Annotated in this window: 23 protein-coding genes; 11 read left to right on the top strand and 12 right to left on the bottom strand. The window is 71.4% G+C overall.

Annotation, left to right across the window (positions count from 1 at the left end; translation table 11 throughout):
• Window positions 1–60 precede the first annotated feature (60 nt).
• Complete coding sequence (locus ACFV0Q_RS19670; protein ID WP_385006981.1) at window positions 61–552, bottom strand: PH domain-containing protein; 492 nt, start codon at window positions 550–552, stop codon at window positions 61–63.
• A 31-nt stretch (window positions 553–583) separates the two neighbouring features.
• Here ACFV0Q_RS19670 and ACFV0Q_RS19665 point away from each other — a divergent pair, with 31 nt between their 5' ends.
• Genes ACFV0Q_RS19665 through ACFV0Q_RS19655 form a run of 3 tightly spaced genes read left to right on the top strand, consistent with a single transcriptional unit; the run spans window position 584 to window position 2,879 of the window.
• Window positions 584–1,726, top strand: coding sequence for an NADH-quinone oxidoreductase subunit D (locus ACFV0Q_RS19665; RefSeq protein ID WP_385006979.1), 1,143 nt, complete (start codon window positions 584–586; stop codon window positions 1,724–1,726).
• Window positions 1,727–1,774: 48 nt separating this feature from the next.
• A complete protein-coding gene (locus ACFV0Q_RS19660; RefSeq protein ID WP_385006977.1) occupies window positions 1,775–2,626 on the top strand; it encodes an arylamine N-acetyltransferase in 852 nt (283 codons plus the stop codon).
• 37 nt (window positions 2,627–2,663) lie between these two features.
• Complete coding sequence (locus ACFV0Q_RS19655; RefSeq protein WP_385006974.1) at window positions 2,664–2,879, top strand: hypothetical protein; 216 nt, start codon at window positions 2,664–2,666, stop codon at window positions 2,877–2,879.
• Between the two features lie 56 nt (window positions 2,880–2,935).
• Here ACFV0Q_RS19655 and ACFV0Q_RS19650 read toward each other — a convergent pair whose 3' ends face one another.
• The 4 genes from ACFV0Q_RS19650 to ACFV0Q_RS19635 all read right to left on the bottom strand — a co-directional run bounded on the left by ACFV0Q_RS19650 (window position 2,936) and on the right by ACFV0Q_RS19635 (window position 6,480).
• Window positions 2,936–3,976: a hypothetical protein gene (locus ACFV0Q_RS19650; protein ID WP_385006972.1), complete on the bottom strand. Its 1,041-nt coding sequence runs from the start codon at window positions 3,974–3,976 to the stop codon at window positions 2,936–2,938.
• Window positions 3,977–4,074: 98 nt separating this feature from the next.
• Entirely contained in the window at window positions 4,075–5,064 is a 990-nt protein-coding gene (locus ACFV0Q_RS19645; RefSeq protein WP_385006970.1) for an ABC transporter substrate-binding protein, read from the bottom strand.
• 53 nt (window positions 5,065–5,117) lie between these two features.
• On the bottom strand, window positions 5,118–5,786 hold the full coding sequence (locus ACFV0Q_RS19640; protein ID WP_385006968.1) for an ABC transporter permease: 669 nt from the start codon (window positions 5,784–5,786) through the stop codon (window positions 5,118–5,120).
• Between the two features lie 4 nt (window positions 5,787–5,790).
• A complete protein-coding gene (locus ACFV0Q_RS19635; RefSeq protein ID WP_385006967.1) occupies window positions 5,791–6,480 on the bottom strand; it encodes an ABC transporter permease in 690 nt (229 codons plus the stop codon).
• Between the two features lie 171 nt (window positions 6,481–6,651).
• Here ACFV0Q_RS19635 and ACFV0Q_RS19630 point away from each other — a divergent pair, with 171 nt between their 5' ends.
• Window positions 6,652–7,614 (top strand): ABC transporter ATP-binding protein, encoded by a 963-nt coding sequence (locus tag ACFV0Q_RS19630; RefSeq protein ID WP_385006965.1) that lies wholly within the window; start codon window positions 6,652–6,654, stop codon window positions 7,612–7,614.
• Between the two features lie 73 nt (window positions 7,615–7,687).
• Here the strand turns inward: ACFV0Q_RS19630 and ACFV0Q_RS19625 are convergent, their stop codons facing one another.
• Entirely contained in the window at window positions 7,688–8,797 is a 1,110-nt protein-coding gene (locus tag ACFV0Q_RS19625; RefSeq protein ID WP_385006963.1) for an alpha/beta hydrolase, read from the bottom strand.
• Window positions 8,798–8,949: 152 nt separating this feature from the next.
• Here ACFV0Q_RS19625 and ACFV0Q_RS19620 point away from each other — a divergent pair, with 152 nt between their 5' ends.
• The 6 genes from ACFV0Q_RS19620 (at window position 8,950) to ACFV0Q_RS19595 (ending at window position 14,056) form a co-directional block, all read left to right on the top strand.
• Window positions 8,950–10,797 (top strand): phosphatidylglycerol lysyltransferase domain-containing protein, encoded by a 1,848-nt coding sequence (locus ACFV0Q_RS19620; RefSeq protein ID WP_385006961.1) that lies wholly within the window; start codon window positions 8,950–8,952, stop codon window positions 10,795–10,797.
• Between the two features lie 275 nt (window positions 10,798–11,072).
• On the top strand, window positions 11,073–11,945 hold the full coding sequence (folP, locus tag ACFV0Q_RS19615) for a dihydropteroate synthase (protein ID WP_385006959.1): 873 nt from the start codon (window positions 11,073–11,075) through the stop codon (window positions 11,943–11,945).
• A 28-nt stretch (window positions 11,946–11,973) separates the two neighbouring features.
• Complete coding sequence (locus ACFV0Q_RS19610) at window positions 11,974–12,417, top strand: nuclear transport factor 2 family protein (RefSeq protein ID WP_385006957.1); 444 nt, start codon at window positions 11,974–11,976, stop codon at window positions 12,415–12,417.
• Between the two features lie 131 nt (window positions 12,418–12,548).
• On the top strand, window positions 12,549–12,908 hold the full coding sequence (gene folB, locus ACFV0Q_RS19605) for a dihydroneopterin aldolase (RefSeq protein WP_351815760.1): 360 nt from the start codon (window positions 12,549–12,551) through the stop codon (window positions 12,906–12,908).
• Window positions 12,905–13,513 (top strand): 2-amino-4-hydroxy-6-hydroxymethyldihydropteridine diphosphokinase, encoded by a 609-nt coding sequence (gene folK / locus ACFV0Q_RS19600; protein WP_385006955.1) that lies wholly within the window; start codon window positions 12,905–12,907, stop codon window positions 13,511–13,513. The genes folB and folK overlap by 4 nt, the downstream gene beginning before the upstream one ends.
• A 57-nt stretch (window positions 13,514–13,570) precedes the next feature.
• Window positions 13,571–14,056, top strand: a complete 486-nt coding sequence (locus ACFV0Q_RS19595) for a DUF3180 domain-containing protein (RefSeq protein WP_385006953.1) — start codon at window positions 13,571–13,573, stop codon at window positions 14,054–14,056.
• A gap of 93 nt (window positions 14,057–14,149) precedes the next feature.
• On the opposite strand, the gene folE is transcribed toward ACFV0Q_RS19595, so the two are convergent.
• From folE to dacB, 6 genes are all read right to left on the bottom strand, one after another.
• Entirely contained in the window at window positions 14,150–14,758 is a 609-nt protein-coding gene (gene folE / locus ACFV0Q_RS19590) for a GTP cyclohydrolase I FolE (protein WP_385006951.1), read from the bottom strand.
• Between the two features lie 95 nt (window positions 14,759–14,853).
• Window positions 14,854–16,893, bottom strand: coding sequence for an ATP-dependent zinc metalloprotease FtsH (gene ftsH / locus ACFV0Q_RS19585; RefSeq protein WP_385006949.1), 2,040 nt, complete (start codon window positions 16,891–16,893; stop codon window positions 14,854–14,856).
• Window positions 16,894–17,108: 215 nt separating this feature from the next.
• Complete coding sequence (hpt, locus tag ACFV0Q_RS19580; RefSeq protein ID WP_385006947.1) at window positions 17,109–17,669, bottom strand: hypoxanthine phosphoribosyltransferase; 561 nt, start codon at window positions 17,667–17,669, stop codon at window positions 17,109–17,111.
• 66 nt (window positions 17,670–17,735) lie between these two features.
• Window positions 17,736–18,785 (bottom strand): tRNA lysidine(34) synthetase TilS, encoded by a 1,050-nt coding sequence (tilS, locus tag ACFV0Q_RS19575; RefSeq protein WP_385006945.1) that lies wholly within the window; start codon window positions 18,783–18,785, stop codon window positions 17,736–17,738.
• A 194-nt stretch (window positions 18,786–18,979) separates the two neighbouring features.
• Window positions 18,980–20,125, bottom strand: a complete 1,146-nt coding sequence (locus ACFV0Q_RS19570) for a zinc-dependent metalloprotease (protein WP_385006943.1) — start codon at window positions 20,123–20,125, stop codon at window positions 18,980–18,982.
• 39 nt (window positions 20,126–20,164) lie between these two features.
• Entirely contained in the window at window positions 20,165–21,616 is a 1,452-nt protein-coding gene (gene dacB / locus ACFV0Q_RS19565; RefSeq protein ID WP_385006941.1) for a D-alanyl-D-alanine carboxypeptidase/D-alanyl-D-alanine-endopeptidase, read from the bottom strand.
• 134 nt (window positions 21,617–21,750) lie between these two features.
• Here dacB and ACFV0Q_RS19560 point away from each other — a divergent pair, with 134 nt between their 5' ends.
• Window positions 21,751–22,245: an inorganic diphosphatase gene (locus ACFV0Q_RS19560; protein WP_266672831.1), complete on the top strand. Its 495-nt coding sequence runs from the start codon at window positions 21,751–21,753 to the stop codon at window positions 22,243–22,245.
• Window positions 22,246–22,347 lie beyond the last annotated feature (102 nt).

Genomic DNA, 22,347 nt, shown 5'->3' with positions numbered 1-22,347 from the left:
AACGCCGGCGGGGCTCGATCGCCGGATCCCCCTGACCCTGCTCCCCCGCGGAGCGCCCCGTCACAGCCCCGCCGACCTTGCCTCGCCCAGCTCCGTCAGCCGGTCCCGCAGCCGCTCCGCCTCCGCCGGGACCAGCCCCGGGATCCGGGCGTCCGACGCGGCGGCGGCCGTGTGCAGCTGTACGGAGGCCAGCCCGAAGCGCCGCTCCAGCGGCCCGGAGGTGACCTCCACCAGCTGCATGCGCCCGTACGGGACCACGGTCTGCTCCCGCCACAGCACACCCCGGCTGATCAGCAGGTCATCGGCCCGCTCGGCGTACCGCCAGGACCGCCAGTTCCGCCCGAGCATCACCCACCCCCAGGCCAGGACCCCCAGCCAGACCACTCCGAACAGCGCCCACACCGGCCCGGCCAGCAGCCCCAGCGACACGCCGGTCGCCACCGCGAGCAGCACCGTCCAGAACACCAGCAGCAGCCGCCGCAGCGTGAGCAGCCCACCCGGCAGCCCCACCCACCCGGGCTCGCCCGTCTCACGCTTCGTCCCGCTATCCATCCCCCCACCTTAGGACTGAGACAATGCGCCCATGACGGAGACCACGGTCGGCATCGGCGGTGCGGCGGAGAGCACCGACATGGTGCTCAACATCGGACCCCAGCACCCTTCCACGCACGGCGTGCTGCGCCTGCGGCTCGTCCTGGACGGCGAGCGCATCGTCAGCGCCGAACCCGTGGTCGGCTACATGCACCGCGGCGCGGAGAAGCTGTTCGAGGCGCGCGACTACCGCCAGATCGTGATGCTGGCCAACCGCCACGACTGGCTGTCCGCGTTCTCCAACGAGCTCGGCGTCGTCATGGCCGTCGAGCGGATGCTCGGCATGGAGGTCCCCGAGCGCGCGGTGTGGATGCGTACGCTCCTCGCCGAGCTGAACCGGGTCCTGAACCACCTGATGTTCCTCGGCTCGTACCCCCTGGAGCTGGGCGGGATCACCCCGATCTTCCACGCGTTCCGCGAGCGCGAGGAGCTCCAGGCCGTGATGGAGGAGATCTCCGGCGGCCGCATGCACTACATGTTCAACCGCGTCGGCGGTCTCAAGGAGGACCTCCCCGCCGGCTGGCTCGGCCGGGCCCGCGCGGCCATCGCCGACGTCCGGACCCGGATGGACGTCTACGACAAGCTCGTCCACGGCAACGAGATCTTCCGCGGCCGCACGCGCGGCGTCGGCGTCCTGTCCGCCGAGGCGGTGCACGCGTACGGGGTCTCCGGCCCCATCGCCCGCGCCTCCGGCGTCGACTTCGACCTGCGCCGCGACGAGCCGTACCTCGCCTACGGGGAGCTCCAGGACGTCCTCAAGGTCGTCACCCGTACCGACGGCGACTGCCTGGCCCGCTTCGAGGTCCTCCTCGACCAGACGCACAACGCCCTCGAACTCGCGGTGGCCTGCCTGGACCGGATGGACGAGCTGGCGCCGGGGCCGGTCAACCAGCGGCTGCCGAAGGTGCTGAAGGCCCCCGAGGGCAGCACGTACGCCTGGACCGAGAACCCGCTCGGCATCAACGGCTACTACCTCGTCTCGAAGGGCGAGAAGACCCCGTACCGGCTGAAGCTGCGCAGCGCCTCCTTCAACAACATCCAGGCCCTGGCCGTGCTGCTGCCGGGACAGCTCGTCGCGGACATGGTGGCGATCCTGGGCTCGCTGTTCTTCGTCGTCGGCGATATTGACAAATAGCGTTGAAACAAGGGGAGTCGGGGCGGTCGCCGCACCTAGGGTGACCGGATGATCTCTGACATATTCGACGGCTACCTGCGCCGTCTCGGCGTCATCGATCCCGGAGCCCCGACCACCGCCGGGCTGTTCGCGCTCCAGCGCGCGCACCTGGAGCGGATCTCCTACGACACCATCGACATCCAGCTGGGCCGGCCGCCCGGCATCGACCCCGAGCGGTCCGCCCGGCGCATCGCCGCCGGGCGCGGCGGCTACTGCTACCACCTCAACGGCGCCTTCGCGCTGCTCCTGGAATCCCTGGGCTACGACGTCACCCGGCACGTCGGCGGCGTGTACCGCGACCCCGCCTCGCGCGAGGTCAGCGGCGGGCACCTCGCCCTGACCGTCCGGGTCGACGGGGCGGCGTACTGGGTGGACGTCGGGTTCGGCGACAGCCCGTACGAGCCGCTGCCGCTGCGCGAGGGCACGTACGAACAGGGCGGGTTCCGCTACGAGATGCGGCGCCTGGAGCCGCTGGAGGGCGAGGGCGCGGGCTGGAGCCTCCTCAGCCCCGACATGCACATGCCCCGGATGAACTTCCGCGACGCCCCGGCGGCGACGGCCGACTTCGAGGCGCTGCACTCCTGGCTGTCCACCTCGCCGGATTCCCCGTTCGTACGGACCCTCGCGCTGTTCCGGCGTGACGCGGAGGGCGTGGACGTGCTGCGCGGGCGGGTGCTGCGCCGGATCGACGCGCTGAAGGGGACGACCGAGCGGCAACTGGACACGCCCGAGGAGTTCTACGAGGCCCTCGCCACGGTCTTCCGGCGTGACAACGACGACCTGACCCCCGAGGACCGCACCGCCCTCTGGGCCCGGGTCACCCGCGCCCACGAGGCCCGGGTGACCTCCCGGGCCGGCTGAGCGCCGCGCTGTCGGTGGGGCAGGGCAGACTGGGGGCATGTCCCACTCCCCCCGGCGGGCCTGCCCCGCCTGCGGCCGCGACTGCGCCGTGACGGCCGGCCGGATCGCCCGCCACGACCCCCCGGCCGGGCGCGGGCGCGGCGACCTGGTGTCCTGCCCCGGCTCGCGGGCGCGGGTGATGCTCGGCGCCACGGCTCCGACGCTGGACGGGTTCACGCTCGGCCCGCATCCGGGGCAGCTGCCGCTCTTCTAGCGGGCGGCGGCCCGGGAGACGGCGTTCTGGGAGACGGCGTTCTGGGAGATGGCGTTCTAGGAGATGGCCGTGCGCAGGCCGACGACGTCGATCGGCTCGGTCTCGTCGTGGGCGGTCAGGTCGATGACCTGGCCCAGCGCGCGCTGCTCGGGCGTGACCGGCTTGAACTCCGGCCCCGACGCGGCGCCCGCGGACTCCGCCTTGTGCACGGCGAGGACCTCGGCCCCGACCACGTCGGCCAGGTCCTCGTTCTGCACGGACTCGATGGCGGCGCGGGCCTGCGCGGTGGTCTTCGTACCGAAGAAGTCGAAGCCGCCCTCGACGCGCGAGGCGGAGCGGCGCGGGGCCGCGTACGGGGCCACCGCCGCGGCCGGGCGGCGCGCCGGGACCGTCGCCGCGGGGCCGCCACCGGCCGTACGGGTGTGCGCGGTTGCTTCGGAGACCGGAACTCCGCCGCCCGTGCCCGGCGCCGCGGCCAGGGCCTTCGGTCCGGCGGTACCCGCGGCGTTCGCCTCCGCCTTGCGCAGCAGGGCGACCAGCGCCGCGTTGGCCCGGGCGTAGCCGACGGCCGTGGGGGCGCCGCTGCCGGTGCGCTCCTGCGAGACCGCCGGAAGCTCCTTCGGCCCGGCGGCCGGGGGCGCGGCCGCCTCGATGGCCAGCAGCCGGCGCTTCTCCAGGGCGCTGGCGCGCTCGGTCTCGGCGGTCGCGTACCGGCGCAGGAGGGCGGCGTGCTCGCCCCGCAGGCCCGCGAGTTCGACCCGCTTGGCGCGCAGCTTGGCGTCGAGCTTGGCACGCAGGACGCGCGCCTCCTCCAGATCGGATTCGAGCTCGGCTATCCGCTCGTCCGTCTTCCACTCGTCCTTGACGCGCTCGCGCGCGAGCTCCGCGACCCGGCGGCCGGCGGCCCGGTCCCAGGAGCGCATGAGCACGGCGCCGCCCACGCCCGCGGCCGCGGTGAGGGCCACGAGCAGGCGCAGCGCGAGCGGTTCCGCGAGCAGCCAGGCCGCGCCGGCACTGGCGACGGAAACCCCGGCGACGGCCGTCGGCGTGAGAAGTCGGTGGAGGGGCTCGGGATTGCGGTGGCGTCCACGGGGCATGGCCTGAAATTTACAGGGCGTGGACAGTGCGCGGGATACCCGCCCGGCAATCTCTTGCCGGGCAGTTATCGCACGATTCTCCATCAATCCGGTAACTGCTACTTCGTCAGAAGGCCCTGGGCCTCCAGGTAGGCCTTCGCGACGTCCGCCGGCTTCGCGCGCTCCGCGTCGACCTTCCGGTTCAGCTCGACGAGGTCGGCCGTCGTCAGCACCTTGGTGAGCTTGGCGAGCGCGGCCGCGACCTCCGGGGTCCCGGCGTCCTTGGCGTTGACGACGGGCAGGACGTTGTCGGCGTTCTGGAGCTTCTTGTCGTCCTCCAGCAGGACCAGACCGAAGCTGTCCAGCGTGGCGTCGGTGGTGGTCGTCAGCACCAGCTGGTCCACCCCGTCCTTGACGGCCTGCTTGGCCTGCGGGGTGCCGACGCCCTTGGGATCGATGCCGGAAACCGAGATTCCGTACGTCTTCTCCAAACCGGGTGCGCAGAAGGGACGGACGGAGCATTCGTCACCCGCCGCGATCTTCACCTTCAGCCCCGACTTGCCAAGATCGGAAAGGGTCTTCAGGTTGTTCTTCTGCGCGAATTCCTTGGACACCGCGAAGGCGTTCTGGTCCACCGCCGCGCCCGCCGGGAGGGCCTTCAGCCCGAGCGGTCCGGCGAGCTTTTCCAGCGCCGCGACCGTCGCCGCCACGTCGCTGGAGGCGACCGGCTTCTCCTTCGGCGCGTTCGAGCCGTTCACCTTGGCGTTGAGGAACTCCGCGAGGGTGGCCGCGTACTCCGGGACGACGTCGATCTCGCCCTTCTCCAGCGACGGCTCGTACAGCTCGCGGTTGCTGACCGTGGTGATGGAGGTGGCGTAGCCCTCCTGCTTGAGCAGCTGCTCGTACAGCTCGGCCAGCACGTTGGACTCGGTGAAGCCGGCCGCGCCGATCACCATCTTGCCCTTGGAGCCCCCCGCGGGCGGGGACGCGGCCGCCGGGGAGCCCCCGTCCTTGCTCTTCTCCAGGCTGTCGCCCCCGCACGCGCTGAGCGAAACGGTCAGGGCCACCGCGCCCAGGGTCGCGCCGAGGATGCGCGTGGACTTGCTCATCAAAGCTCCTACGGAAAAAGGGGGAACAAAAGGAATGAAGGGGACGAAAGGGGTCAGCGGGCCGCCGGGCGGCGCGGCAGCAGTCGCTCCGTCGCCACCAGCGCGCCCTCCACCAGCAGGGCCAGCAGGGCGACCAGCAGCGCCCCCGCGACGACCTGCGGGGTGTTGTACGTGTTGAAGCCGGCGGTGATGATCCGGCCCAGGCCGCCCTGCCCGACCATCGCCGCGATCGTGGCGGTGGCGATGACCTGCACGGACCCCGAGCGCAGGCCGGTCATCACCAGGCCGCGCGCGAGCGGCAGTTCCACCCGCAGGAACAGCTGGCGGCCGGACATGCCCATGCCCCGGGCGGCCTCGACCACCGAGCGGTCCACCTCGCGCATGCCCACGTACGCGTTGGTCAGCAGCGGCGGTACGGCGAACAGCACCAGCGCGGCGATCGTCGGCAGGTAGCCGGCGCTGCGCAGCGGCGAGACCATGAACAGGGCCAGCACCGCGAAGACCGGGACGGCCCGGCCGGCGTTGGAGATGTTGACGGCGAGCGCGCCGCCCTTGCCGAGGTGGCCGAGCCACAGCCCGACGGGCAGGGCCACCGCGCAGGCGATGGCCAGGGCGATCCCGCTGACGTAGACGTGCTCGCCGAGGCGGTGCCAGACACCGCTCTCCCCCGACCAGTTGGCGCCGTCCGCGAGCCAGTCCCAGGTCTGTCCCAGTATGCCCACGGCCTCAGGCCCCCTTCGCGGAACGGGCCGACGCCCGGGTCCACGGCGTCAGCAGCCGCTGCACCCCGAGCAGCAGCAGGTCGGCGACGAGCGCCAGCAGCACGCACAGCACGGAGGCGGTGAGCACCTGGGCCTTGAAGGAGCTGTTGACGGCCGGGGCGATCAGGTTGCCCAGCCCGCCCTTGCCGACGATGGAGCCGACGGTGGTCAGGGCCACCGTCGAGACGGTCGCGATCCGCACCCCGGCGAGCAGCGCGGGCAGCGCCAGCGGCAGCTCGACCTGCCACAGCAGCCGGGTGGGGCCGTAGCCCATCCCGCGCGCGGCCTCCCGTACGTCCTCGGGGACGGCCTCCAGGCCGGCGAGCACGTTGCGGACCAGGATGGTCAGCGAGTACAGCACGAGCCCGGTCACCACCAGGGCCGCCGAGAGCCCGAAGAAGGGCAGCAGCAGCGAGAACATGGCGAGCGAGGGGACCGTGTAGAGCAGGGTGGTCAGACCGAGCACGGGGGCCGCCCAGCGGCGGCCGCGGCGGGCCAGCAGCGCGAGCGGGACGGAGACGGCGACGCCGATGAGCACCGACACTCCGGTGATCCAGACGTGCTGCAGGGTGGCGTCGGTGAGTTCCTGGGAGCGGGAGCTGACGTAGTCCCAGCAGATCCAGTCGTTCGCCACCAGGCAGTTCTGCCCGGCCATGCGCCTCACCCTCCCCTCCGACCTCTCACAGCACGTACGTCCATTCGAACGCGCACCCTCGAGTGACCATAACCTCCACCGCCGACAATGGCCGGAACCGTTCGTACGACGTAACACTCTTCTCACATTCCCTTCGCCGACCGGAGCGGACGGGTGAGGGAGGATGGCGGTGTGATCCGATTCGAGCATGTGACCAAGCGCTACCCCGACGGGACCACGGCCGTCGAGGACCTGTCCTTCGAGGTGGCGGAGGGTGAGCTGGTCACGCTGGTGGGCCCGTCCGGCTGCGGCAAGACGACCACGATGAAGATGGTCAACCGGCTGATCGAGCCCACGTCGGGCCGGATCCTGCTCGGCGGCGAGGACATCGCGGCCGCCGACCCGGTCGAGCTGCGCCGCCGGATCGGCTACGTCATCCAGCAGGTCGGACTGTTCCCGCACAAGACGGTGCTGGAGAACACGGCGACCGTGCCCCAGCTGATCGGCACCCCGAAGGCCAAGGCCCGCGCACGGGCGGCGGAGCTGCTCGAACTGGTGGGGCTGGATCCGGCCGTGTACGGGGGCCGGTACCCGGACCAGCTGTCGGGCGGCCAGCGCCAGCGCGTCGGCGTGGCCCGCGCGCTCGCGGCGGACCCGCCGGTGCTGCTGATGGACGAGCCCTTCGGCGCGGTGGACCCGGTGGTGCGCGAACGGCTCCAGAACGAGTTCCTGACCCTCCAGCGCACCGTCCGCAAGACGATCCTGCTGGTCACGCACGACCTGGAGGAGGCCGTCCGGCTCGGCGACCGGATCGCGGTCTACGGCAGCGGCACCATCGAGCAGTTCGCCCGGCCCGCCGAGGTGCTCGGGGCGCCGGCCACCGAGTACGTCGCCCGGTTCGTCGGCGCCGACCGCGGCCTCAAGCGGCTCGCCGTCACCCCCGTCGCGGCGGCCGACGTGGCCCCGGCGGCGGGTTCCGCCCCGGCCGCGTCCGTGGCCCTCGGGTCTTCGCTGCGCGAGGCCCTCGCGGCCCTGCTCCAGGAGGACTCGGGGCGGATCGGCGTCACGGATCCGGACACCGGCACGCTGGTCGGCGTACTGACCCCGGAGGACGTCCACCGGGCACTGCGCCGGGCCCACCTGCAGGAGGCCTAGGCACACGGAGGCCGGGCGGACAACCGGAAAGGGCCCGACCGGAGTCGGGCCCTGAGCCTGTCCCCCAGAGGGCTCAGGCCTGCATGCGACCGCTCATCCACACCAGCATCGGCGGGATCTCGCGGCGCCAGGTGTTGAAGTTGTGGCCGCCGCTGTCGAGGATGATCGAGGAGACCCGGTCCGGGCCCTTGACCAGCTTCAGGAACTTCTTGGTGTCGTTCAGGTTGTCCTCGCCCTTCTCGCTGGTGGTGACGAGGAAGGACGTACCGGTCGGCTTCTTGTTCGCCAGGCTGTGCAGCACGTCCGCGCGCTTCTTCAGCTTGTCGTCGCCGCGGAACAGGTCACCGGTCGTCGCGTCGTCCGCCGCCTTGTAGTACGCGGACAGGCCGACGGCCGCACCGAAGGTCTGCGGGTAGTGCGCGGCGATCTTCAGGGCGCAGTAGCCGCCCGTGGAGTTCCCGATGAAGCCCATGTTCTGCGGCTTCTTGCCGACCCGGAAGGTGCTCTGGATGGCCTGCGGCAGGTCCTGCGCGAAGAAGGTCTCGGTCTGCGGGCCGTCCGGTATGTCCACGCACTCGGTGTCGCGCGGCGGCGCGATGGTCGGGCGCAGCATGACCAGGATCATCGGCTTCATCTTGCCCTGCTTGGCCTGCTTGAAGGCCGTCATGGGGTAGTTCAGCCCTTTGATCAGGTTCTCGGCGGTACCCGGGTAACCCGTCAGGACGATGGACGCCGGGAAGTTCTGCTCCTTGTGCTGGGGCTGGAAGTACTCCGGCGGGAGCCAGACGTAGCCGGGACTCGTTATCTTCGACTTCTGCCCGGTTATGGCAACCTTCAGGATCTGACCACCGACCTGCGGCTTGCCGCCGCCGGGCACGTCAAGCTTCTGCTTGTCGATGACCTTGATGTCCTTGCTGCTCATCGAGTGGTCGACGACCTTGCCGATGGCCGTCTCCTGACCGAACAGGTCGGCCCAGGAGCCGTAGAAGAGGAACGACTTGTTAGCCGCGAGACCGACCGCCGAGAACAGCGCCAGCTGGGTCGCGAGCAGGAGGCCGATCCGGCCGACGATCGAGCGCCAGGAGCGGCCGGAGAGCTTCGGCCAGAACCAGACCGTCACCCCGAACAGCAACACACCGGCGATGATGGCCAGGACCAGAACCGTATTACTGGTGAGACCCATGAGCAGTCAGTCGACTTTCTGATGGCAGGACTAGTTTTTTCCGACGGAAGAGTGAACCCGCTCCTCCTCGATGTCGTCCTAGTGGACGCACCACACTCCGGAGGCTGTCGCGGCCTTCGGCCACATGATCTCTCGCGGAGCAACGGGAAGCGATGTCTAGCAGGATAGATGGCGATAAGTCCGGACAGGTTCCGAAGCGGGTCAGCCGAATCCTCCGAGGTCCACGACCCGAGGCAGTCCCCGGCCTCGTAGGCACAGCCGTCATGATCGTCGGTCTGCTGGACATCGCCGCGGGCGTCTTCCCGCGGTTCCGTCACAGCCGGATCCACGCGGTCACCGAAGTACTGCCCGGATCCCTGGGCCCGTTCGCCGCAGCCCTGTCCATCAGCGCCGGCGTCCTCATCCTGCTGCTCGCACACGGCCTCAAGCGCCGCAAGCGGCGGGCCTGGCGGGCCTCCGTGATCCTGCTGCCGGCCGGCGCCGCGGCGCAGTTCGCGTACCGCCACTCCGTCATCGGCGTGGTCATCGCGGCCGTGCTCCTCGCGCTGCTGGTGCGCCACCAGGGTGAATTCAAGGCCCTGCCGGACCCGCGCAGCCGCTGGAAGGCGCTCGCGAACTTCGTGCTGCTCAGCGCCGGATCCATCGGCCTCGGCCTGGTGATCGTCAACGTGCACCCGGGCAAGGTCGTCGGCCACCCGAGCCTGTACGAGCAGGTCAGCCACGTCGTCTACGGGCTCTTCGGCTTCGAGGGTCCCGTCGACTACGTGGGCCGCGTGTCCTGGACGGTCGGGTACTCGCTCGGCGCCCTCGGCATGCTGACCGCCGTCACCACCATCTACCTGGCCTTCCGCCCCGAGCACCCGGCCGCGCAGCTCACCGCGGACGACGAGGCGAAGCTGCGCGAGCTGCTCGCCAAGCACGGCGGCCGCGACTCGCTGGGCCACTTCGCGCTCCGCCGCGACAAGGCCGTCGTCTTCTCCCCCAGCGGCAAGGCGGCCGTCACCTACCGCGTCGTCTCCGGTGTGATGCTCGCCTCCGGCGACCCGGTCGGCGACGTCGAGGCCTGGCCCGGCGCGATCGAGCGGTTCATGGAGGAGGCCAAGGCCCACTCCTGGACCCCCGCCGTCATGGGCTGCAGCGAGACCGGCGGCGAGGTCTGGACCCGCGAGACGGGCCTGGACGCCCTGGAACTCGGGGACGAGGCGATCGTCGACGTCAAAGACTTCTCCCTCTCGGGCCGCGCCATGCGCAACGTCCGCCAGATGGTGAAGCGCATCGAGCGCAACGGCTACACCACCAAGGTCCGCCGGGTCAGCGAGCTGACCGAGCGGGAACTGGAGCAGGTCCGCGGCGCGGCCGAGGCCTGGCGCGGCACCGACACCGAGCGCGGCTTCTCCATGGCGCTGGGCCGGGTCGGCGACCCGGACGACGGCGACTGCTTCATCGCCACCGCGCACCGCGTGGAGGAGGGCGACACCAGCCCCTTCGGCGACCTGAAGGCCGTCCTGCACTTCGTACCCTGGGGCAAGGACGGCATGTCGCTGGAGCTGATGCGGCGCGACCGCGCGGCCGACCCCGGCATGAACGAGCTGCTGATCGTGGCCTCCCTGGAGGCGTCCCCGTCGCTGGGCATCGAGAAGGTCTCGCTGAACTTCGCGATGTTCCGCTCGGCGCTGGCCCGCGGCGAGAAGATCGGCGCCGGACCGGTGCTGCGGATGTGGCGCGGCCTGCTGGTCTTCCTGTCCCGCTGGTTCCAGATCGAGTCGCTGTACAAGTTCAACGCGAAGTTCAAGCCCCGTTGGGAGCCCCGCTTCGTGGTCTTCCGGCAGACCCGCGACCTGCCGCGCATCGGCTTCGCCGCGATGCAGGCCGAGGGCTTCGTGACGCTGGCCCTGCCGCGCCTGTTCGCCTCCCGCCGCCGCCCCAAGCCGGTCCGCACCTGCGCCCACACGCACGCGACGGTCCCGGCCCAGAAGGAACGCGAAGTCCAGGCGGCCTGACCCTCACCCCTCCCACGCCCTGAACGCCGGCGAGGCTGGATCTCCCAGCCCCGCCGGCGTTTGTCATACCCGGCGCCGCCGGCCATCTCCAGCCCCGCCCGGGGGTACCTCCCAGCGGTAGCCGGGGGAGTTTGAGGCGCGGGGGTCTGGGGGCGGAGCCCCGGGGAACGGGCGAAGGGCGGGGCGGGGAGCAGCCCGCGCAGCGGAACCCCACCCGGCCGGGGCCCCGCCACCACGAACCGCCCGGCCAGGGCAAGGGCTCTACCCTGGACCTCATGAACACCAACCGCGGGCCCGCCTCCAGGGGCCTGGTGACGGGCCTGCCCGACTGGGACCGCTGCGGAGTCATGGGCGTCGTCAACGTCACCCCGGACTCCTTCTCCGACGGCGGCCGCTGGTTCGACACGACCGCCGCCGTCAAGCGCGGCCTCGACCTCGTCGCCCAGGGCGCCGACCTCGTCGACGTCGGCGGCGAGTCCACCCGCCCCGGCGCCTCCCGCGTCGACGCCGAGGAGGAGCTGCGCCGGGTCGTGCCCGTCGTACGCGGCCTCGCCTCCGAAGGCGTCACCGTCTCCGTCGACACCATGCGCGCGGCCGTCGCCGCCCAGGCCGTCGCGGCCGGCGCCACCCTCGTCAACGACGTCAGCGGCGGCCTCGCCGACCCCGGCATGATCCCGGCGGTCGCGGCCGCCGAAGTGCCGTTCGTCGTCATGCACTGGCGCGGCTTCAGCGACGGCATGAACAGCCTCGCCGTCTACGAGGACGTCCTCGCCGAGGTCACCGCGGAACTCCGCACCCGCATCGACGCCGTCGTCGCGGGCGGCATCGCCCCCGAGCGGCTCGTCGTCGACCCCGGCCTCGGCTTCGCGAAGAACGCCGAGCACGACCTGGCCCTGGTCGCCCACCTCCGCGAGCTGCGCGAGCTCGGCTTCCCGCTGCTGGTCGCCGCCTCGCGGAAGCGTTTCCTCGGCCGGGTCCTGGCGGGCACCGCCGACGCCGCCCCGCCGCCGGCGCGCGAGCGGGACGCCGCCACCGCCGCCGTCTCGGCCATCGCCGCCCACCAGGGCGCCTGGGCCGTACGGGTGCACGAGGTACGGGCGACCGCCGACGCGGTTCGGGTGGCCCGCGCCGTGGAAGGGGCACTGTGACCCGCCGGACAGACAGGGAAGGGGCACGGTGAGCCGTACCGACATCGAAGCCGTCGAAGAGGTCAACTCGGCCTTCTACGCGGCCATGGAGCAGGGGGACTTCGAGGCGCTGTCGGCGCTCTGGCTCGAGGACGAGATCTCCTGCGTGCACCCGGGCTGGCCGGTGCTCTCCGGGCGGGGCGAGGTGCTGCGCTCGTACGCGCTGATCATGTCCCACACCGAGTACATCCAGTTCTTCCTCACCGACACCAAGGTGGCCCTCATAGGCGACACCGCCCTGGTCACGTGCACCGAGAACATCCTCAGCGGCGGCCCCGCCGAGGAGGCCGGGGAACTGGGACCGCTCGTCGGCCAGCTCGTCGTCGCCACGAATGTGTTCCGACGCACACCGGAAGGCTGGCGGCTCTGGTCCCACCACGGTTCTCCGGTGCTCACGGACTCCGATGACGAGGACGAAGCGGGCACCGACTGACCCCACGGGCGGGGCCGAAGGTTTATCGCAGGTAAATTCGAAGGTGGACGACGCCGACCGCACTCGGCGTAGGCCCATGGCCCCGGGGAGCCCCGGGACCGGAAGCACCTACGAAAGCAGGAGTGATTCGCGTGGATCGTGTCGCACTGCGCGGCCTCAAGGCTCGCGGGCACCACGGCGTCTTCCCCCGGGAGCGCGAAGAAGGCCAGACCTTCATCGTCGACCTCGTGCTGCACCTCGACACCCGCCCCGCGGCCGCCGGGGACGACCTGGCCAAGACCGTGCACTACGGGGTCGTGGCCGAGGAGGTCGTCGACGTGGTCCGGGGAGAGCCGGTCGACCTGATCGAAACCCTCGCCGAGCGGATCGCCCAGCAGTGCCTGAAGCACGAAGCGGTGGCACAGGTGGAGGTCGTCGTCCACAAGCCGGACGCGCCGATCACCGTCCCCTTCGACGACGTGACCATCACGATCACCCGGAGCCGCGCATGAACAACGGCATGAACGCCCAGGGCGACCCCACCGTCCAGCCGGTACCCGCCTCCGTCGTCGAGGCGGTCGACGCGGCGGACGTGACGCTGTCCAACCCCAAATGGGCCGTCATCGCGCTCGGCGCGAACCTCGGCAACCGCCTGGACACCCTCCAGGGCGCCATCGACGCCCTCGGCGACACCCCCGGCCTGCGGGTCAAGGCCGTCTCCCCCGTCTACGAGACCGAGCCGTGGGGCGTCGAGCCCGGCTCGCAGCCCTCGTACTTCAACGCCGTGGCGCTGGTGAAGACCACGCTGCCCCCCTCCAGCCTGCTGGAGCGCGGCCACGCCATCGAGGAGGCCTTCGACCGCGTCCGCGAGGAGCGCTGGGGCCCCCGCACGATCGACGTCGACATCGTCGCGTACGCCGACGTGGTCTCCGACGACCCCGTCCTCACCCTCCCCCACCCCCGGGCCCACCTGCGCGCCTTCGTCCTGGCCCCCTGGCACGACGTCGACCCCGAGGCCCAGCTCCCCGGCCACGGCCCCGTCGCCTCCCTCCTGGCCGGAATCGGCCTGACCGGCATCACGGCACGCCCCGACCTGGAACTCCGCCTCCCGGAGTAGTCGTTAGTAGCCTGTTCACGGCCATGCGGCCAGTCACTGAGAGTGGGGAACGGGCAAGTGAAGCAACTGAGGCCGGCGGTCCTGGCGGGCATCTTCGTGATCGCCGGGGTGCTGTCCTGGGCGGGCGCCCGGCTGTGGAACGCGTACGGCACGCTGCCGGGCGTTCCGCTGGCCGCGCCGATCGTGCTGGCGGTCATCGCCGTCGTGCTGTTCGCCACCGCACTGTCCCTGCGCGGCCGGCTGAAGGCCCAGCGTGAGCGCCGTCCGGGGGCCAAGGGGGTCGAGCCGCTGATGGCGGCCCGCGCGGTGGTCTTCGGTCAGGCCAGCGCCCTGGTCGCGGCCCTGGTGGCGGGCATGTACGGCGGGGTCGGCGTCTTCCTGCTGACCGACGCCCTCGACGTCCCCGCCCGCCGCGACCAGGCCTGGTACGCGGGCGGCTCCGTCCTCGCGGGCGCCGCCGTCATCGCCGCCGCCCTCTTCCTGGAGCACGTCCTGAAGCTCCCCGAGGACGACGACCCGAACAAGGCCCCGGCCACCGCCTGAGACACCCGGGGCCCGTGAGGCGCCTGAGGCGGCTCAGCGGCGCCCGGGGCGGACCCGGCGGCCCGGGCGGCTCTCCGGCCGGTCAGGGTCCCGTCAGCGCGCCATGATGAGGCTCATGGCCTCGGCGCGGGTCGCGGGGTCGCGGAGCTGGCCGCGGACCGCCGAGGTGATGGTCTTGGCGCCGGGCTTGCGGACCCCGCGCATGGTCATGCACATGTGCTCGCACTCGATGACCACGATGCAGCCGCGCGGGTCCAGGATCTCCATCAGGGAATCGGCGATCTGTGTGGTCAGCCGCTCCTGGACCTGGGGGCGGCGGGCGAAGACGTCCACCAGGCGGGCCAGCTTCGACAGGCCGGTGATCTTGCCGTCCGTGGACGGGATGTAGCCCACGTGGGCCACGCCGTGGAAGGGGACCAGGTGATGTTCACAGCTCGACATCACCTCGATGTCCTTCACCAGGACCATCTCGTCGTGGCCGAGGTCGAACGTCGTCGTCAGGACCTCTTCCGGCTTCTGGTACAGGCCGGCGAATATCTCCTTGTACGCCCGCGCGACGCGCGCCGGGGTCTCCAGGAGCCCCTCGCGGTCCGGGTCCTCGCCGACCGCGATCAGGAGCTCACGGACCGCCGCCTCGGCGCGCTTCTCGTCGAACTCGCCGATCGTGCCCTCGCCACCGGTCAGGGTCACTGGGTCGGTCATCTCATCCTCGTTCCTGTCCGCACACGCGCGCCCGGAAAAAGCGCCGCGCCCCCCAGGCTAGAACCTGGGGGGCGCGGCATCCATTCCGGGGCTGATCAGGCGTCCGGACGCTCCTCCGGGGAGGGCTCCGGGGCCTTCTCCACCGACACGGCGGGCGAGGCGGCCGAGGCCGCCGAGGTGCCGTTGGCGGAGTTCGTCAGCTGGAGCTCCTTGGGAGAGAGCACCGGCGGACGGGTGGAGGGGGTGCGGCGGGAGGAGCCGGTCCACGCGGGACGGGCCGGACGCTTCACGATCGTGGAGAAGATCTCGGCGATCTGCTCCTTGTTCAGCGTCTCCTTCTCCAGCAGCGCGAGGACCAGGTTGTCCAGGACGTCCCGGTTCTCGACCAGGATCTCCCAGGCCTCGTTGTGCGCGGTCTCGATGAGCTTCTTGACCTCTTCGTCGACCAGCGCCGCGACCTCTTCCGAGTAGTCCCGCGGGTGCGACATCTCGCGGCCCAGGAACGGCTCGGTGTTGTCGCCGCCGAACTTGATCGCACCGAGACGCTCGGTCATGCCGTACTGCGTGACCATGGCCCGCGCCGTGGCGGTGGCCTTCTCGATGTCGTTCGCCGCGCCGGTCGTCGGGTCGTGGAAGACCAGCTCCTCGGCCGCGCGCCCGCCCAGCATGTACGCCAGCTGGTCGAGCATCTCGTTGCGCGTGGTCGAGTACTTGTCCTCGTCGGGCAGGACCATGGTGTAACCCAGGGCCCGGCCGCGGGACAGGATCGTGATCTTGTGGACCGGGTCGGAGTTCGGGGAGGCCGCCGCGACCAGGGCGTGTCCGCCCTCGTGGTACGCGGTGATCTTCTTTTCCTTGTCCGACATGATCCGGGTCCGCTTCTGCGGGCCCGCCACGACGCGGTCGATCGCCTCGTCCAGCGAGTGGTTGTCGATCAGCTTCTTGTCCGAGCGGGCCGTGAGCAGCGCGGCCTCGTTCAGGACGTTGGAGAGATCGGCACCGGTGAAGCCGGGCGTACGACGGGCGACAGCACCCAGGTCGACGTCCGGAGCGACCGGCTTGCCCTTCTGGTGGACCTTGAGGATCTCCAGACGGCCCTGCATGTCCGGCCGGTCGACCGCGATCTGCCGGTCGAAACGGCCCGGGCGCAGCAGCGCCGGGTCGAGGATGTCGGGGCGGTTCGTGGCGGCGATCAGGATGACGCCGCCCTTCACGTCGAACCCGTCCATCTCGACCAGCAGCTGGTTGAGGGTCTGCTCGCGCTCGTCGTGTCCGCCGCCGAGGCCCGCACCGCGGTGCCGGCCGACGGCGTCGATCTCGTCGACGAAGACGATCGCCGGCGCGTTGGCCTTGGCCTGCTCGAACAGGTCGCGGACACGCGAGGCACCGACACCGACGAACATCTCGACGAAGTCGGAACCGGAGATCGAGTAGAACGGAACGCCTGCCTCGCCCGCGACGGCACGCGCGAGCAGGGTCTTGCCGGTGCCGGGCGGGCCGTAGAGCAGCACGCCCTTGGGGATCTTGGCGCCGACGGCCTGGAACTTCGCCGGCTCCTGGAGGAACTCCTTGATCTCGTGGAGTTCCTCGACGGCCTCGTCCGCGCCCGCGACGTCGGAGAACGTCGTCTTCGGGGTGTCCTTGGTGATGAGCTTCGCCTTGGACTTCCCGAAGTTCATGACCCGGGAGCCGCCGCCCTGCATCTGGTTCATCAGGAACAGGAACACGACGACGATGAGGACGAAGGGCAGGAGCGAGAGCAGCACGCTCAGGAACGGGCTGGTCTTGTCCGGAGTGACCGAGTACCCGTCAGGGATCTGACCGGCTTCGAACTTGGTCTGGAGGTTCTGGGCGAGCTGAACGCCCTGATCCCCGATGTAGTTGGCCTGGAACTTGGTGCCGTCGTTGTTGCCGAGCTTCTGGCCCTTTTTCAGCTCGATCTTGATCATCTGGCTGTCACCGGTGGTCAGCTTGGCGCTGTCCACCTGGCCACTGTTGATCGCCTTGATGACCTCGCTGGTCTCCACCGACTTGTAGCCGCCGCCGGAGCCGACGACGTTCATCAACACGACCACGGCGAGGACGGCCAGCACGATCCACATGACCGGCCCACGGAAGTATCGCTTCACGTCCATCCATACGGGGCGCCAGGCACCCCGTCCCTCCTGCCCGTAGGTAAATGCTGCTGTGAGTAAAGACTGTTCTTCGGAATGTACCCCTGTATTGTCACCCGCGGCCTCGTGGGACGGCTGACAGACCCGCTTCCCCTCCTCAACGTAGGGAATCGCCCCCAGGTTCCCCCGGGGGGCGGAAGCGGCGGGGTGGCCGACGTTACCGTCGGCCGGGGTTTTCAGCCGCCGTAGACGTGCGGGGCGAGCGTGCCGACGAACGGCAGGTTGCGGTACTTCTCCGCGTAGTCGAGGCCGTAGCCGACGACGAACTCGTTCGGGATGTCGAAGCCGACCCACTCGACGTCGATCGCGACCTTGGCGGCCTCGGGCTTGCGCAGCAGCGTGACGACCTTGAGGGAGGCCGGCTCGCGGGAGCCCAGGTTGGACAGCAGCCAGGACAGGGTCAGGCCCGAGTCGATGATGTCCTCGACGATCAGGACGTGCTTGCCCTTGATGTCGGTGTCCAGGTCCTTGAGGATCCGGACGACGCCCGAGGACTGGGTCCCGGCGCCGTAGGAGGACACCGCCATCCAGTCCATGGTGAGCGGGGTGGACAAGGCGCGCGCCAGGTCCGCCATCACCATCACGGCGCCCTTGAGCACACCGACGATGAGCAGGTCCTTGCCCGCGTACTCCGCGTCGATCTTCGCGGCCAGCTCGGCCAGCTTCGCGTCGATCTCTTCCTTGGTGATGAGCACCGACTGGAGGTCGTTGCCCATGTCCTTCTCGTCCACCCGCATCACTTTCGTTGTCGGCCGGGGCTCCGGGGGGTGACCCCGGAGGACTCAGCCGTGTTTCAGCACCAATCAGCCCTGCCGGATGACAAGTCTGCCACCCTGCCGCTGGGCCTCGACGCGGCCGGGCAGGTTGATGGCGCCCTGGCCCCGCCATCCGGTGATGAGGCGGTCGACTTCCTCGATGTGCCGGGCGAAGAGCGAACCCGCGGGGGATCCGGCCGCGACCACGGCCCTGCGCAGCACCCGGCGGCGGACGGCCGGGGGCAGGGCGTACAGCTTGGCGCACTCCAGGCGGCCGTCCTCGTCGCGTACGCCGGCCTCGGCGTCGGCGGCCCAGGCGTCGAGGGCGTCGGCGTCGTCCCGGGAGAGCTGGGCGGTGCGCGCGAGCGCCTCTACGACTCCTTTGCCGAGCGCCTTCTCCAGGGCGGGCAGCCCTTCGTGGCGCAGCCGGGAGCGGGTGTAGGCGGGGTCGATGTTGTGCGGGTCGTCCCAGACGGGGAGGGACTGGACCATGCACGCCTTGCGGGCGGTCTGCCGGTCGATCTGGAGGAAGGGGCGGCGGTAGCGGTGGGTGCGGCCCGGACCTCCCGAGACTTCGGCCATGCCGGAGAGCGAGCGGATGCCGGATCCGCGCGCGAGGCCCAGCAGGACGGTTTCGGCCTGGTCGTCGCGCGTGTGGCCGAGCAGCACGGCGGCGGCGCCCAGCCGGTCGGCGGCCTCGTCGAGGGCGCCGTAGCGGGCGTCGCGGGCGGCGGCCTCGGGTCCGCCGTCGCGGCCGACGCGCACGGCGACGGACTCCACCGGGTCGAGGCGGAGCGCGGTCATGCGGGTGACGACCTCCGCGGCGCGCAGGTCGGAGCCGGCCTGGAGGCCGTGGTCGACGGTGACGCCGCCGGCCCGGATGCCGAGCTTGGGGGCCTCGAAGGCGAGGGCGGAGGCGAGTGCCATGGAGTCGGCGCCGCCGGAGCAGGCGACGAGGACGAGCGGCGGGGTGCCGGTTGCGGCGCGGGGGATCCCCCGGGAGGGTGTCGGGGGGAGGTCGGTGAGGTCGTTGAGGACGTCGTGGAGTACGCGGCGGACCGCCAGGCGTATCGCCGCGACCGCAGGATGGGGACCCATGTCCGGTGCCCTTCGTGGAGTTCGGATGCTCGGAGGGTGAGGGTGTTGCGCGGGAGGTGCCGTTCGTCACTCAGAGTGCGTCGATGGTGACAGAGGCGAGCCGTTCCCCGAGCATCGCACGCCCTTCCACGGCCCACGGTCCCTCGGACGGGTGATGCTGCTTCCCCCAGTGAGACATGTTTACGCCCCCCGCGTCACCTTTCTTCGCTCCCCGTGCTCCCCTTGCGGTGCACGCGCGCCACCCAGTCCGCGGGCTTGGCGATCTCCGCCTTGGTGGGCAGGGTGTTCGGCGAGGTCCAGACGCGGTTGAAGCCGTCCATGCCGACCTGGTCGACGACGGCGCGGACGAAGCGTTCGCCGTCGCGGTACTGGCGGAGCTTGGCGTCGAGGCCGAGCAGCTTGCGCAGGGCGGCGTCGAGGCGGCCGGCGCCGGTGGCGCGGCGCTGCTGGAACTTCTCGCGGATCTCGGCGACGGAGGGCACCACCTGGGGTCCGACGCCGTCCATCACGAAGTCGGCGTGGCCCTCCAGCAGGGACATGACGGCGGTCAGGCGGCCGAGGACCTCGCGCTGCTCAGGGGTCTGGACGAGTTCGACGAGCGAGCGGCCCTCGTCGCCGCGCTCCGCTTCGGGGCGGGCTCCGGCGAAGGACTGGACGGCTTCGCGGAGTCGTTCCAGGACGGCCCCGGGTTCCATTTCGGTGGCGCCGAGGAACGTCTGGATTTCGCCCTCCAGGTGGGCGCGCAGCCACGGGACGGCCGTGAACTGGGTACGGTGCGTCTCCTCGTGCAGGCAGACCCAGAGCCGGAAGTCGTGCGGGTGCACGTCCAGCTCGCGCTCCACGTGCACGATGTTGGGCGCGACGAGCAGCAGCCGGCCGCCGGTGGTGGAGCTGCCCGGCAGGTCGGGGAGGGCGGGCGCGAAGGTCTCGTACTGGCCGAGGACGCGGGAGGCCAGGAAGCTCAGCAGCATGCCGAGTTCGACGCCGGTGACCTTGCCGCCGACCGCGCCGAGGACGGCGCCGCCGGGGGCGCCCGCCCGGCGGTCCTGCATCTTGCCGAGCAGTGGGCCCAGCAGTTCGCGGAAGCCGGCGACATTGGCCTTGACCCAGCCGGCCCGGTCGACGACGAGGACGGGGGTGCCGGGGAGGACGACGCCTTCGGGCATCATCCGGGTGAACGCGCGCACGTGCTCCTCGGAGGTCCGGGCGTGCCGGCGGAGTTCCGCCACCACGGCCCGCGCCTCGTCGCGGCTGACCTCCGGACCCGGCCGCACGAGCCGGGTCGCGGTCGCCACCGCGAGGTTCCAGTCGACCATCTCCGCACCACCGATGCTCGTCATGCGTCAACCGTACGTGGACCGGCGCTTCTGCGGATCCCCCTACGAGGTGGTGGCCACGGCGGCAGCGAGCTTGTCGAGGCCCTTCTCGGCGGCCGGGCCGTCCGCGGCGCCCGCCGTCAGGAAGGCGAAGGCGAGCAGTCGCCCGGACGGGTCGACGACGGTTCCGGCGAGGGAGTTGACCCCGGTGAGGGTGCCGGTCTTGGCCCGGAGCAGGCCGGCGGCCGGGGAGGTGCCGGCGTTGCGGGCGCGCAGGGTGCCGGTGAAGCCGGCGACGGGCAGTCCGGTGAGGACGGGCCGCAGCTCCGGGTGGCGGGGGTCGGCGGCGGCGGCGAGGAGGCCCGTCAGGAGGCGGGTGGTGACCTTGTCGGCCCGGTTGAGGCCGCTGCCGTCGGCGAAGCGGGTGCCGGTGACGTCGACCCCGAGGGAGGCCAGCTTGTCGGCGACGGCCTTCTCCGCGCCCTCGAAGCCGGCGGGCTGTCCGGCGGCGAGGGCGGTCTGGCGGGCGAGGGCCTCGGCGATGTCGTTGTCGCTGTTGGTCAGCATCCGCTCGACGAGCCCGGCGAGCGGGGTGGAGAGGGTGGTGGCGAGCGGCTGGGCCCCGGCGGGCGCCTTGGTCCGGGCGGGTTCGCCGTTCACCTTGATGCCGCGGTCGCGCAGCAGGCCGGCGAAGGCGCGGGCGGTGTCCTTGGAGGGGTCCTCGGAGCGCTCGACGGGTCCGGAGGTCGAGTCGTCGGGGCGGCCCTCGTCGGCGGTGAGGGCGGTGACGGGCGCGATGTTGTCGTTGCGGCCGATCGGGTGGCGGACGGCTCCGGTGTAGAGGGAGTCGTCGTAGCCGAGGGTGACGGTGTCGGTGCCGGCGGCCTTGAGGGCCTGGGCGGTGTCGGCGGCGAGGGCGACGAGGCTGCCGCCGGACCCGGCGGGGCTCTTCTTCTTGGCGGTCAGGGACGGGTCGCCGCCGCCGACCAGGACGACGTCCCCGGGGCCCGCTCCGGGCGTCACGGTGGTCCGGATCCGGTGTTCGGGGCCGAGGGCGGCCAGTGCCGCGCTCGCGGTGGCGATCTTGACGGTGGAGGCCGGGGTCATGGCTTCGCTCGAACCGGACTCGAAGAGCACTCGTCCGGTGGCGGTGTCGACCACACTGGCGCCGCGTACGGTGCCCAGCGCCGGGTCGGCGAGCAGCGGCTTCAGCGCCCCGGCGAGGGCGTCGGGCGCCGCGACCGCGGCGTTCGCGGGCCGCGGGCCGATCCCGGCGAGCACCCCGGGGGCGCTCGGCGCCGCCTGGGGCAGGCCTCCGGCGGCGTGATCTGCGCCACCCGTGCGGCTCCAGGAGGCGGCCCTGTCCCGCTCGGCCTTACGCTGGCCGGAGTCCCAGGGCCCGGCGGCGGCCACCGCCGCGGCCGAGAGGGCGAGGCCGGCCACGGCCGACCCCGCGATGAGCTGCCATGTCTTGGCCAAGGGCACCTCGGACCAGCCCCTTTCGCGATCACACATATGCGTGAGGGACACTTAACCACTGCGTCTTGCCGCGAGCATGGCACCCCACCCGGCAGGGCTGGGCGGGGCGCGCACGCAGGTGAATCAAACGCAGTCTCGAAGCAATGAAGCTGATCATGGAGGAGCAGGACGTGGAGTTCGACGTCACCATCGAGATCCCCAAGGGTTCGCGGAACAAGTACGAGGTGGACCACGAGACCGGCCGGATCCGCCTGGACCGTCGCCTGTTCACGTCCACCAGCTACCCGGCGGACTACGGCTTCGTCGAGAACACCCTCGGCGAGGACGGCGACCCGCTGGACGCGCTGGTCATCCTGGACGAGCCGACGTTCCCGGGCTGCCTGATCAAGTGCCGCGCGATCGGCATGTTCAACATGACGGACGAGGCGGGCGGCGACGCCAAGCTGCTGTGTGTGCCGGCCTCCGACCCGCGCGTCGAGCACCTGCGCGACATCCACCACGTGTCCGAGTTCGACCGCCTGGAGATCCAGCACTTCTTCGAGGTCTACAAGGACCTGGAGCCGGGCAAGTCGGTCGAGGGCGCGAACTGGGTCGGCCGCGCCGAGGCCGAGGCCGAGATCGAGGCCTCGTACAAGCGCCTCGAGGCGCAGGGCGGCCACCACTAGGCTCCGCCGGTGGCATGGCGACGGGCGGTACCCCTGACGGGGGTACCCCCCGTCGGCGGTTTCCGGTCCGGCGCGGCGCCCCAGGGGGGGGGGGGGGCCCCC

The organism is Streptomyces sp. NPDC059564 (assembly GCF_042735575.1).
In the GTDB taxonomy this organism is placed as follows: domain Bacteria; phylum Actinomycetota; class Actinomycetes; order Streptomycetales; family Streptomycetaceae; genus Streptomyces.
Note: the sequence above shows the minus strand (reverse complement) of the source record. Positions and strands in the feature narration are given on the sequence as shown.